This is a genomic window from Actinoplanes sp. L3-i22, from assembly GCF_019704555.1.
Classification (GTDB): Bacteria; Actinomycetota; Actinomycetes; order Mycobacteriales; family Micromonosporaceae; genus Actinoplanes.
Map to the genome: position 1 here is coordinate 5,951,290 of NZ_AP024745.1, position 12,014 is coordinate 5,963,303.

A 12,014-nucleotide genomic window follows, 5' to 3' on the forward strand; every position below is an offset into this window, starting at 1 on the left:
CGTACCTGCGTCGATTCTAGGTGGGTGGTGACGTCAGGCCTTTCCGGTCGCTCGGACCGGGTCGGTGCGGTGGTGGGTGATCCAGTCCTCGATGTCCTCGGCGAGCCAGACGCGGCCCTGGCCCAGGGTCGCGGCCGGTTTGGGGAAGTGCTCCTTGGCGGTGAGTTGGTTGACCCGCTGGCGGCTGATCGAGCCGAGGCGGAGGCCGATCTCGTAGGTGCCCATCAGTTGGGGGCGTTTTGTTTTCATGCAAGCGACTATAGGCACACAGCAACCCCGTTTTGTACCCCGCGGGGCCAAGTATTGCGGAAACTTTTGCGCGGGGGCGGGGTGCCGGGGCGGGCAATCGGTGCTTGTCACGAGGCCAGATGCGGTGTGACAGGCCCGGATACCCGGCTCGGTCCGGCATCGACCGTCACCGTTTCGAGTGGGCCCGCGACCCGAACTAGTGACTACCTATCTTCCTAGGATGCTCGAGGGCGTGTGACGTCCCCGGACAGCGGACGTCCGGCGGCGCCACCGGGGCACCGCCGGACGGGAGGGGTGGGTCAGGAGCCCGCGACGACCAGGATGCCGAGGCACATCTCGTCGCTGGTGCCCTCGCCCCAGACGACGTACCTCGGGGGCAGTTTCTGCAGCTGCGGCAGCAGCTGTCGCAGTTTCGCGTCGTGCGTGCACGTCACGCGGACGGTGTCGCCGGCCTTCACCGGGATCGGTTTCGGGAGCGGGACCAGGGCCTGGTTGTCGAAGTTGTACTGCGGGACGTCCAGGATGGTCTGCGCGCCGGGCTTGCCGGGATTCAGCTCGATCTTGATGGAGCGGCCGAGCAGGTGCATGTGGCCGGCCGCCATGTAGATCGTGGCGGACTCGTCGATCGGCTGGTCGCAGTGCTGGGTGTTGCCGGCCGTGATCTTGCCGGCGCTGCAGCCCTGGATCAGGTGGCTCTCCTGCTGGCCGGCCTGCTCGCCGAAGCGCTTGCCGACGTCGGCGACGGCGGCGGCACGGTCGCAGAGCGGACCGGTCTCGCCGGCCGCGCAGGGCAGCTCGATCGGGGCCGGGAACAGCGCGGTGTTCAGCGGCTTGAGCGCGGTGGTGCCGCCGGCGACGCGCAGCTGGATGCCGGACTGGTCGGTCTGGCCGGCCGCGCCGTCGTCGAGCATGTTGTAGTGGACCTGCATGACGAGCTTGCTGCCGGGCGGCATGGAGAAGCCGAACCCGTCGGGCATCAGGGTCTCGCCGGCGCCGGGCGCCCAGTGCGCGACCCACGCGGTCTGCCCCTCGACGCCGGCGTCGCCGAAGCAGGTCCAGCCCTCGCCCGGGGTCTCGGCGTCGACCTTGACGGCCTCGGTGGCCTGCTCCGGGTCGAGGCGGTAGAAGATCGCGTGGTGCACGATCGCCGCGTTCTGCGGCTGGAACCGGCTGCCGGTCAGGAACGACGTCGTGGTCAGGCCGGGGTCGACGAGGAAGCAGCGGTAGTCGTCGGTGCCGCCGTTCGGGGCCTGCGGGGTGTAGGGCTGGGGCAGCTTCAGATCGACGAACCGCTCGCCCGTACGCAGCGGTTTCGGCGGCGGCGCGGAGCCGGCCGAGTGGCCGGCGTGCGGGTTCGAGGTGGCCGGCGCGGCGGCCGGGGTGTTCGTGGATCCACACGCCGCGACCAGCAGTAACGCGGCCACGGAGACCAGGATGCGCTTCACGGTGTCCTCCCCTGTGAGTCATCCGGAATCGTCCCGTTTCGATGCTCCTGATCACATCCGGGATGTCCCGTAGTTCTTCCCCCGGAATGGGAAACTTGATCTTGGCTTTACAATTGCCGGACAAGCTTTTTCAGAGAGGAACCATGTCAACCGAAGGCAGTACCAAGGCCGTGGTGACCGCGCTGAGCGCGAATCTCGCGATCGGCGTCGCCAAGTTCGTCGCCGCGGCCGTCACCGGCTCCGCCTCGATGCTCGCCGAGGGCGTGCACTCGGTCGCGGACTCGACCAACCAGGTGCTCCTGCTCGTCGGCGGCCGCCGGGCGAAGCGGCCGGCGTCGGCCCTGCACCCGTTCGGCTACGCCCGGGAGCGCTACGTCTACGCGTTCATCGTCGCGATCATCCTGTTCAGCCTCGGCGGGCTGTACGCGGTGTACGAGGGCTACCACAAGGTCATCGACCCGCACGAGCTGGAGTCGCCGCTGGTCGCGGTCATCGTGCTGGTGATCGCCGCGGTGCTCGAGGGGTACGCGCTGCGGACCGCGGTCGGTGAGGCGAACCGGGTGCGCGGCAAGCGCAGCTGGTTCCGGTTCATCGTGCGGACCCGGAACCCGGAGCTGCCGGTCATCCTCCTCGAGGACTCCGGCGCGCTGCTCGGCCTGCTGTTCGCGCTGCTCGGCGTGGGCCTGAGCGTGGCCACCGGCAACGGCGTCTACGACGGCATCGCCACGCTGATGATCGGCCTGCTGCTGGTCGGCGTCGCGGTGGTGCTCGCGGTGGAGACCAAGAGCCTGATCATCGGTGAGTCGGCGGTGCCGGAGCAGCTGACCGCGATCGAGACGGCGCTGCTCGCGTCGCCCGGCGTGCAGCGGGTGATCCACCTGCGCACCATGCACCTGGGGCCGGAGGAGCTGCTGCTGGCCGCGAAGATCGCGATCGGGGAGCAGGACGAGGGCCGGGACATCGCGGCCACGATCGACGACGCCGAGGCCCGGGTCCGGGCGGCGGTGCCGACCGCGAAGGTCATTTATCTGGAGCCGGACATCTATCGCCCGACCGGGTAATGTCCGGTAAGTGGTGAATTATCAGCAGCAGCCACCGCCGCAGCCGCTCCGGCCGACCCCCGCGTTCGTGGGGGCGTCCTGGGCGGCGCTGGCGGTCGGGATCCTCTCGTACGGCGTCGGGCTCTGGAACGCCGAGATGACCAAGAGCGAGAAGGGCTTCTACGGGCTGGCGTTCGTGCTGTCGCTCTACGCCGCGGTCGCGGTGCAGAAGAACGTGCGGGACGCGCTCTACAAGCCCTGAGGCTGCTGCTGCAGCACCCAGAACCGGAACGGCGCGGTGGCCGCGGCGACGACCTCCCAGCCGGCCCGCCGGTACATGCCGACGTTGCCCTCGGTGGCGGTCTCCAGGATCGCGGGCACCCCGTCGGCGGCGGCCCGCTTGAGGCCCTCGGCCATCACCGCGTGCCCGAGGCGGCGGCCCTGGTGGTCCGGGTGGGTGCCGAGGACGCCGAGATACCAGAACGGGCCGTCGGGCAGCACCGCGTGCACGGCGTGGTCGTAGGCGTCGACGCGGGCGTGCACGTCGGCCGGGACGTCCAGCGCGTGGTCGGGCGCCGGGCTGCCGTCGGCCGGGGGCTCCCAGATCGCGGCCGCGTGCCCGCCGTCGGCGATCCAGATCGAGTCCCGGCCGACGCGCTTGTCGAAGAGCCGCCCGAAGAACGCGCCCGCGTAACGGGGGTAGGTCGCGTCGTCCGGGAACAGCCAGCGCAGCACCGGGTCCTGCGCAAAGGCAGGGACAAGAGAAGAGATCACTTTTGTACGGTCGGACGGGGCGGCCACCGAAATCGTCGTCACGTGTCCGGACTCTATCCGCCCCGGCCCCGAAGCACCCCGGCCCACCAGCCGAGCCGGCCTCGGTGACCGCAGCGGTGGCCCGCGACCCGCGCCGCCAGGCCCAGCCCCAGCCGCGCCGGCGGACCCGGCTGGCAGTGAGGGCTGCTTCGCGCGCTCGGAACAGCCGTGACCACCAGCCGACACCGCGAGCCGCGGCCGGGCCTCGCGTGGCCGCCGCCTCGCGTGGGTCCTTTGAAACCGCGACCACCCTCGGACGCCGCCCTGGAGGGCCTCGCGTTTTGGGCGCCCCGCGCCCTGCGAGGCCCGGAAGGGTCCCCGCGGGAGCGACGATCAGTTATCGGCCGCAGCCGTGGCAATGAAGAATTTGATCTTGATTTGTCCGGAGGTGATCAGACGCCCAGGCGGGTGTGCGAGATGCGCAGGTGGTGCTCGGCGCCGGGGTGGGTGTCCGGGTCGACGTGCACCGTGGCCTCGGTGAGGCGGGGGACGTGGTGGGTGAGCTGGTGCTCGGCGTCGGCGGCGATCTCGTGCGCGGCCATCAGGCTCAGCGCGGCGTCGACGACGACCGCGGCCTCGGCGTGCAGGTGGTGCCCGACCCAGCGCATCCGCAGGCCGGAGATGTCCCGGACGCCGGGGATCAGGCGCAGCTCGCGCTCGGCGCGGTCGACCAGGCCGGGGTCGACGCGGTCCATCAGGCGGCGGTAGACCTCGCGGGCGGCGTCCTTGAGGACGAACCCGATCGCGACCGTGATCGCCAGGCCGATGACCGGATCTGCCCATCGCCAGCCGAGCGCGGCGCCGCCGGCGGCGAGGACCACGGCGAGGGAGGCGAAGCCGTCGGTGCGGGCGTGCAGGCCGTCGGCGACCAGGGCGGCCGAGCCGATCCGGCGGCCGACCGTGATCCGGTAGCGGGCGACCAGCTCGTTGCCGGCGAAGCCGATCACGCCGGCCGCGAGGACCCATGGCAGGTGCGTCATCGGCCGCGGGTCGAGCAGCCGGGTGACCGCGAAGAACGCGGACGCGGCCGCGGAGGCGGCGATGACCAGCACGATCACGATGCCGGCCAGGTCCTCGGCGCGGCCGAAGCCGTAGGTGTACGCCCGGGTCGCGGCGCGCCGGCCCAGCCAGAACGCGATGCCCAGGGGCACCGCGGTCAGCGCGTCCGCGACGTTGTGCAGGGTGTCGCCGAGCAGCGCGACCGAGCCGGAGGCGTAGGCGACGACGGCCTGGGCGGCGGCGGTCAGCCCGAGCGCGAGCAGCGAGATCCAGAGCGCGCGCATGCCGGCCCGGGACGACTCCATCGCGTCGTCGACCCGGTCGGCGGCGTCGTGCGAGTGCGGGGTCAGCAGGTGCCGCCAGCGGCTCTTCGGGGCGTGCGCGTGATCGTGGTGCGAGGCCATTCTCGGTTCCCCCGGACGTCTTCTCATCGTGCTGTCGTCCTCATAATATGTGCTCATGCGCGCACGCGACAACGTTGCAGATGCCAATGACCTGCAGAAACACACGTCGGGCGACACCATCTCGGTGGCAACGACGATGCTGGGGATGCTGGCCGACCCGACCCGGCTGCGCCTGCTCGCCGCGCTGGTGCCGGGGGAGCGGGACGTCACCGCGCTGACCGGGGTCGCGGGCGCCGCCCGGCCGGCCGTCTCGCAGCACCTCGGGAAACTGCGGCTGGCCGGCCTGGTCCGGGTCCGCCGGGAGGGCCGGCGTCAGGTGTACGAGCTGGCCGGGCCGCACGTGGCGCGCCTGGTCACCGAGGTGCTGCGGGCCGCGGCCGGGCGGTGAGCACACCCGCCGCGCTGACGGTCGCGGTGATCCTGGCCGTCGCGTCCTGCGCCCAGGTGATCACCGGGTTCGGGTACTCGCTGCTGTCCGTGCCGCTGCTCGGCCTGATCGTCGGCCCGGTCGACGCCGTGGTCGGCTCGACGATCCTGGTGCTGCTGGTCAACCTGGCCGTCGCCGTCCGGGACCGGGCGCACGTGCGGTGGCCGATCGCGCGGACCGTGCTGATCGCCGGCCTGGCCGGGCTGCCGCTCGGGTTGTGGCTGCTCCGGGTGCTCCCGGCCCGCGCCCTGTCGATCCTGATCGCGGTCGTGGTGCTGGCCGGGACCGGGGCGATCTGGCGTGGGCTGCGGGTGTCCCCGCACCCGGTCACGATCGCCGCGGCCGGGCTGCTCTCCGGGATCCTGACCACGTCGGCCGGGGTGAACGGGCCGCCGATGGCCGCGGTCCTGGCCGCGACCGGCCTGCCGCCCCGGGTGTTCCGGGCGACGCTCGCGGCGATCTTCGTGCCGGTCGGCCTCGGCGGGGTCCTGGGGTTCGCGGTGACCGGGGTGATCAGTCACGTGGCCTGGCTGGTGACGGCGATCGGGATCCCGGCGGTCGTGGTGGGCTGGCTGGCCGGGGAGCGGGTCTTCGCGCGGCTGACCAACTTCCGGTACGTGGTGCTCACCGCCCTGGTGGTGGCGTCGATCGTCACGCTCGGCCGGGCATTGCTCTGATTGGCCGAGCCGGATTGCTTCGTTCCGGGCCCGGGGACCCGATAAGGGCCTCGACCAGTCGCGGCAGTTACCCCGGCGGTCACCATCCCCGGGAGCAGCGCATGTCCAGTCGTCAGTTCGTCACCTTCGAGGTCGCCGGTCAGTTCTTCGGGGTGGACGTGGACGCGGTGCAGGAGGTGCTCTCGTACAGCGAGTACACGCCCGTGCCGCTGGCGCCGAACGCCGTCGGCGGGCTGTTCAACCTGCGCGGCCAGGTGATCGCCGCGGTCGACCTGCGGGTGCAGTTCGGGTTGCCGCGCCGGGAGATGTCCGGCCTGGTGATGAACGTGATCGTGCGGTACGCCGGGGAGCCGGTCAGCCTGCTGGTGGACCGGATCGGGCAGGTCGCCGACCTGGACGCGGACCTGTTCGAGGAGCCGCCGGCGACCCTGACCGGGCCGTCCCGGGCGCTGGTCACCGGCGCCTACAAGACCGAGGGCCGGCTGCTGCTGGTGCTCGACGTCGCCGAGTGCGTGAACACCGCCCGCGTCCTGGTCTGAGTCACGCCGGCGCGGACGAGGAGCGGACCACCAGCTGGCACTCGACCGAGTGCACGCCCGCGGTGTGACCGCTCTCGATCGCCTGCAGCAGGAGCCGGCCGGCGCGGTGGCCGACCTGGCGCAGGTCCAGGTCGACGCTGGTCAGCGGGGGCCGGCACTCCTCGGCGACCGGGGCCCAGTTGTCCACGCCGACCAGCGCCACGTCCTCCGGCACCCGGCGGCCCGCCTCGCGCAGGCCGTCCGCCACGCCGCGGGCGATCGTGTCGCTGCCGCAGAAGACCGCGTCGACGTCCGGGTGCTCGCGGGTCAGCGCGGCCGCCGCGAACCGGCCCCAGACCTCGCTCCAGCCGCCGTACCAGGGCTCGCCGACCAGCTCGAGCCCGGCCGCGGCGAGTCCGCGGTTGACCCCGTCGACCCGGGCGATCGCCGAGGCGTGCCCGTGCGGGCCGGTGACGTGGGCGATGCGACGGCGCCCGGTCCGTACCAAATGCTCGATTGCCATGATCGCGCCGCCGGCCTCGTCGGTGACCACGCTGCAGTCCGCCTCGTCCGCGGAGCGGGCGAAGGCGTAGACGACCGGGACCGGTGACTTCGTCAGCAGCGGCGGCCGGGCCTCGGCCCGCCGACCGGCGACGATGATCCCGTCCACCCGGCGGCCGAGCAGGCTGCGCACGTAATGCTGCTCGCGGATCGGGTCGTCGCGGGTGTCGCAGACGAACGCCAGCGTCTCCGCCCAGCCGAGCGCGTCCTCGGCGCCGTGCAGCACCGGCAGGCTGAACCGGCCGTGATGATCGGTCATGATCAGGCCGACGGTGAACGTGCGCCCGGTCAGCAGGCTGGTCGCGACCGAGCTCGGGATGAAGCCGAGCTGCTCGGCGGCGGCCTGGACCCGGGCGCGGGTCTCCTCACGCAGCTGTCCGCGATCGTTCAGCGCCTTGGACGCCGTCCCGATCGAGACGCCGGCGAGGCGGGCCACGTCGGCGATCCCGGCGCGCGCTTTGATTTTCCCTGGCACGGTCCCACGCTACCGACGGAAACCCTTTTCCTCAACCGCGCTCATTGACCACTGTGTACTCCGGTCGTAACCTGGCGGAAATCGCTGTCCCCGTGCGGCAAAAAGTTTCCGAACCGTGGAGATGAGCGCCATGAGACCTCTCGCCCTGCTGGCCGCGCTGGTCGTGCTGCTGCCCGCGGTCCCCGCCGCGGCCGCCGCCGACCTGCCCGATCCGGTGGTCGCCTACGACTTCGACCACGACGACCTCACCGGGGTCATCACCGACACCTCCGGCCACGGGCTGAACGGCACCCTGGTCAACGGGAGCACCGCCGCCCTGGTCGACGGTGCCCTGCAGCTGCCCGGCGGCGCGACCAACTCGGCCGGCGCCTACGTCACCGTCCCGCGCGGGGTGCTCGCCGGGCGGACCGATCTGACCGTTTCCGTCCGGGTGAAGTGGGACGGGACGACCGCGCCGTGGCAGTGGATCTACGCGCTCGGCAAGGACAACGGGCGGTACCTGTTCAGCACGCCGTACAACGGTGACGGGCTGCTGCGGACCGCGGTGACGGTCGGCGGTGGCGGGGCGGAGGCCCAGGTCACCGGCTCGGCGGCGCTGCCTTCCGGGGTGTGGAAATTGCTGACGGTCACGCTGGACACCGCGGCTGACCGGCTGACCAGCTATCTCGACGGGGTTGCCGTGTCGTCCGCGGCGACCACGATCAGCGCGGGTGACCTGCTGGACACCGCGACTTTCTCCGGCTACATCGGGAAGTCCTTCTATGCTGATCCGCTCTTCGACGGGGCCGTCGACGACTTCCGGGTCTACGACAGCGCGCTCACCCCGGCCCAGGTCGCGGATCTCTTCGGCGGCGCCTTGCCGACCCTGAGTGGTCTTTCCCAGACCGATTTCGACGTACGGACGACGATCGGCACCGCCCCGGCGCTCCCGGCGACCGTCCGCGGCACGTTCTCCGACAGCTACGCCCGCGACGTCCCGATCACCTGGGCGGCGGTGGACCCCGCGCAGTACGCCCAGCGTGGCGTCTTCACCGTCACCGGAACCGCCGGCGGGACCCCGGTCACCGCGACGGTCACCGTGATCCGCGAGGGCGAGATGACGATCGACCTCGGCAAATCCACCGGTGCCTTCCACGGTGGCGCGTCCGGCTCGCTCTACGGGCTCTACGGCGCCGGCGTCCCCACCGACAACCTGATCGAGGGCATGCACCTGCGCACGGTCTCGACCAAGGCGCAGGACGGCCCGCAGCACCCGGGCGCCGACGCCCTCGAGGTGGTCAAGCCGCTGACGGACAGCACCGGCGGCGACGTCTACATCTACATGACCGATATTCATCGCGGCTTCCCGTACCAGTGGCCGGGCAGCACCCCCGCGGAGAAGATGGCTCTCTACCGGGAGAAGATCGCCGAGCAGGTCGACCAGGTGCTGACGCTCGACCCGAAATACCAGGGTCACATCGTCTTCGTGCCGTTCAACGAGCCCGAGGGCAACATGTTCGGCACCGGCGAGTGGAGCTACAACGGGGTCAGCTGGCTCAGCGACCCGACCGACTACTTCGCCGCCTGGGACGACGTGTACCGCCTGATCAAGGGCAAGATGCCGGCCGCGCGGATCGCCGGGCCGAACACCAGCGTGCTCTACACCCAGATCCAGGGCTTCCTCACCCACGCGCGGGCCGCCGGGACCGTGCCGGACGTGATGACCTGGCACGAGCTCAGCCACCCGGAGAAGGTCCGGCAGGACGTCGCCCTCTACCGGGAATGGGAAGCCGCCATTCTCGGGCGTCAATTGCCGATCAACATCAACGAGTACGCGTTCAACTACCACACCTCGGTTCCCGGGCAGATGATCCAGTGGATCTCGGCGATCGAGGAGTCCAAGGTCGACGCGGACATCGCGTACTGGAACATCGACGGGAACATCTCCGACTCCGCGGTGCAGGCCGATCGCGGGAACGGGCAGTGGTGGCTGTTCAACGCGTACGGCGGCATGACCGGGAACACCGTTGAGGTCACCCCGCCGTACCCGGGGCAGAACTACACGATGCAGGGCGTCGCCACCCTCGACAGACAGAAGAAACAGGCCCGGGCCATCATCGGCGGCTCGACCGGCGCCGGATACCTTCGCTTCGACAACGTGCCGTCCGCGGTTTTCGGCAAGACGGTGCACGCCACGATCCGGGAAATTCCCTGGACCGGCCAGGTGGGCGATTCGGCTCAGCCTCGGCTGGTGGCGGAAACCGATCTGCGGGTACGGGACGACGCGGTGGCCGTGGAATTGTCGAATCTGGTCGACTCCTCGGCGTACGAAATCGTCCTCTCGCCCGGCCCGGCCAAGCCGCAAGCCGGCGCCGTTCCGGCGCTCTGGAACGGCTCGTACGAGGCCGAGAACGCCACCTACACCGGAAGCGGATACAGCAAGAACGGGCCGGAAGGGTCGACCGCGGACGTCTCCAAGTTCTACACCTCCGGCGGATACGACGTCGGCGGACTGCGCACCGGCAGCGACGGCGTCCTCGATTTCAGCGTCGACGTGCCCACGGCCGGAACGTACGACCTGAGCGTCTTCGCGAATTCGCTGAACACCTACGACCTGGTCAAGGAGCAGGGGCCGACGAATGTGTTCCTGCGCGTCGACGGCGCCGCCGAGCAGGAGATCCACCTGCCGCTCGGCTACAAGTGGGTGGTCTGGGACCACACCGACACGAGCGTCGCGCTGACCGCCGGAAAGCACACGATCTCGCTGGCGGCCCGCAGTCTCGACGGGACGAAAGCGACCAAGGGTGACGCGATTCTCGACCGGATCACGCTGGCGTTGCCGAATCCGGCGGCGGCCACCGCGGTCTATCCGGCGGCGCGGGCCGACCTGACCGGGGTGCGATCCGTCTCGGCCGGCCGGGTCAGCCTGAAACGCGGCGGAACGGCGACGTTCTGGGTCTACTCCAAGGCCGACGCGGAATCGACCATCGACGCCGGGGCCGGCGGCTCGGTGACCGTCAACGGCATTCCGGTCGCCGCCAAGGCGGCGGTCTCGCTCTCCGGCGGCATCAACAAAGTGGTGGTCACGGCGGGCCGGAACGGCACGGTTCTGGACCGGTTGACGGTACGGGCGTCGGCGCATCTTCCGTCGACCGTTCTCGAGGCCGAGTCGGCCACCCTGACCGGAACGGCCGCCGTGGTGCCCAGGTCGCTCGCCAGCGGGGGCGCCGCGGTTTCCGGAGTCGGCAACGGGCCGGCGAACACCGTGACGTTCACCGTTCCCGCGGATCGGGCCGGGACGTATGCGCTGCGGATCCGGTACTCGAATCCGGAACAGGCCGAGGCGACCCACTACAACCCGGATCCGCTCGCCCGGCACGCCGACCTCGCGGTGAACGGGGGAGCGGCGACCCGGGTGCTCTTCCCGCACAGTTTCCACGACAACAACTTCTGGGAGCTGACCGTTCCGGTGACGCTGCGGCGCGGGGTCAACCGGGTGAGTTTCTCGTCGGCGGAACTGCCGAACTTCGACGGGACGACCTACGCGTCGCAGACGTGGCCGGACGTGCTGCTCCGGTCGGCCTACGCTCCGGTGATCGATCGGGTGACGGTTACGCCGTACGCAAAATCGCTCTTGAATTGATTTTTGACTGTGCCGGCCGTCAGTCCCACCACATGCGCCAGACCGGGGCATTCAGCAGGCTGGCGGCCAGATCAGTGAGGGAATCCGCGTAGTAGTTGTCGTATTCGCCGTCGTTGTACTGGCGGTATTCCCAGGCCAGGGCGATCGCGTCGGCCCGGGTGGACGGTGGGCGGGCGACGGCGTACTCGACGGTCGTGCCGGTCCAGACGACCGGTTCGGCACCGTAGCGGCCGTGCCAGTAGCGCATGATCGCGGCGTGCTCGGCCGGGTCCGGGTAGTCGTTCCACGATCCGTACTGCAGGGTCACCGGGACCAGCCACGGCTCGGCGGCCGGCACCAGGGCCACGGTGACCTCGTTCGGCTCGTCGTTCCAGCCGTAGGGCAGGCCGAAACCGCGGCGCTCCGGCTCCGCGGGCCAGGCGCCCTGACCGGCGAGTTCGGCGCGCAGCACCGCGGCGTACTCGGGTGAGCCGGAGCTCAGCGAACGGACGCCGCGTTCGGCCAGGACAGCGGCGCCGTCGATCTGGTCCGCGTCGGCCGGTGACCAGGTGACCGTGGCGTCGGCATATGAGTCGGTCAGGTATTCGGGGGCCTCGTCGTCCATCAGCAGTGGCCAGAGGCCGGTCTCCCGGTGGGCCCGCCGCAATCGCTCCGACCAGCGCAGGGCGTCGTCGCCGGCGGCGGGGAAGCCGAAAACCTCGATTTTGGACGGGGTGATGAACAGCGGCCGGGTCGGCGGCATGTCGAGCATCCGGCCATGGTGATCGAACGGCGTCGCTCGGTC

Annotated in this window: 12 protein-coding genes; 6 read left to right on the top strand and 6 right to left on the bottom strand. The window is 70.8% G+C overall.

Going from position 1 to position 12,014, the window contains the following annotated elements:
• Positions 1-33: 33 nt before the first annotated feature.
• Entirely contained in the window at positions 34-249 is a 216-nt protein-coding gene (locus tag L3i22_RS26580) for an AlpA family transcriptional regulator (protein ID WP_255658616.1), read from the bottom strand.
• A gap of 299 nt (positions 250-548) precedes the next feature.
• Positions 549-1,694 carry a monooxygenase gene (locus tag L3i22_RS26585; RefSeq protein ID WP_221329664.1) on the bottom strand — a complete coding sequence of 382 codons (1,146 nt, stop codon included), beginning with the start codon at positions 1,692-1,694 and terminating at the stop codon, positions 549-551.
• Positions 1,695-1,837: 143 nt separating this feature from the next.
• Between L3i22_RS26585 and L3i22_RS26590 the strand changes: the two genes are divergently transcribed.
• Positions 1,838-2,755 (top strand): cation diffusion facilitator family transporter, encoded by a 918-nt coding sequence (locus L3i22_RS26590; RefSeq protein ID WP_221329665.1) that lies wholly within the window; start codon positions 1,838-1,840, stop codon positions 2,753-2,755.
• Positions 2,756-2,765: 10 nt separating this feature from the next.
• Positions 2,766-2,996 carry a YiaA/YiaB family inner membrane protein gene (locus tag L3i22_RS26595; protein WP_255658617.1) on the top strand — a complete coding sequence of 77 codons (231 nt, stop codon included), beginning with the start codon at positions 2,766-2,768 and terminating at the stop codon, positions 2,994-2,996.
• On the opposite strand, the gene L3i22_RS26600 is transcribed toward L3i22_RS26595, so the two are convergent.
• Together L3i22_RS26600 and L3i22_RS26605 are read right to left on the bottom strand one after the other, a co-directional pair.
• Positions 2,984-3,550 (bottom strand): GNAT family N-acetyltransferase, encoded by a 567-nt coding sequence (locus L3i22_RS26600; RefSeq protein WP_221329666.1) that lies wholly within the window; start codon positions 3,548-3,550, stop codon positions 2,984-2,986. The genes L3i22_RS26595 and L3i22_RS26600 overlap by 13 nt on opposite strands.
• A 389-nt stretch (positions 3,551-3,939) precedes the next feature.
• Positions 3,940-4,950, bottom strand: coding sequence for a cation diffusion facilitator family transporter (locus L3i22_RS26605; RefSeq protein WP_221330166.1), 1,011 nt, complete (start codon positions 4,948-4,950; stop codon positions 3,940-3,942).
• A gap of 55 nt (positions 4,951-5,005) precedes the next feature.
• On the opposite strand from L3i22_RS26605, the gene L3i22_RS26610 reads away from it, so the two are divergent.
• From L3i22_RS26610 to L3i22_RS26620, 3 genes are all read left to right on the top strand, one after another.
• Entirely contained in the window at positions 5,006-5,338 is a 333-nt protein-coding gene (locus L3i22_RS26610) for a metalloregulator ArsR/SmtB family transcription factor (RefSeq protein WP_221329667.1), read from the top strand.
• Positions 5,335-6,054 (top strand): sulfite exporter TauE/SafE family protein, encoded by a 720-nt coding sequence (locus L3i22_RS26615; RefSeq protein ID WP_221329668.1) that lies wholly within the window; start codon positions 5,335-5,337, stop codon positions 6,052-6,054. Before L3i22_RS26610 ends, L3i22_RS26615 begins: the two co-directional genes overlap by 4 nt.
• 101 nt (positions 6,055-6,155) lie before the next feature.
• Positions 6,156-6,593, top strand: a complete 438-nt coding sequence (locus L3i22_RS26620; RefSeq protein ID WP_221329669.1) for a chemotaxis protein CheW — start codon at positions 6,156-6,158, stop codon at positions 6,591-6,593.
• A gap of 1 nt (position 6,594) precedes the next feature.
• Here L3i22_RS26620 and L3i22_RS26625 read toward each other — a convergent pair whose 3' ends face one another.
• Positions 6,595-7,608: a LacI family DNA-binding transcriptional regulator gene (locus L3i22_RS26625; protein WP_255658618.1), complete on the bottom strand. Its 1,014-nt coding sequence runs from the start codon at positions 7,606-7,608 to the stop codon at positions 6,595-6,597.
• A 130-nt stretch (positions 7,609-7,738) separates the two neighbouring features.
• On the opposite strand from L3i22_RS26625, the gene L3i22_RS26630 reads away from it, so the two are divergent.
• On the top strand, positions 7,739-11,230 hold the full coding sequence (locus tag L3i22_RS26630; protein WP_255658619.1) for a LamG-like jellyroll fold domain-containing protein: 3,492 nt from the start codon (positions 7,739-7,741) through the stop codon (positions 11,228-11,230).
• A gap of 19 nt (positions 11,231-11,249) precedes the next feature.
• On the opposite strand, the gene L3i22_RS26635 is transcribed toward L3i22_RS26630, so the two are convergent.
• Entirely contained in the window at positions 11,250-11,981 is a 732-nt protein-coding gene (locus L3i22_RS26635) for a DUF4253 domain-containing protein (protein WP_221329671.1), read from the bottom strand.
• Positions 11,982-12,014: the final 33 nt, after the last annotated feature.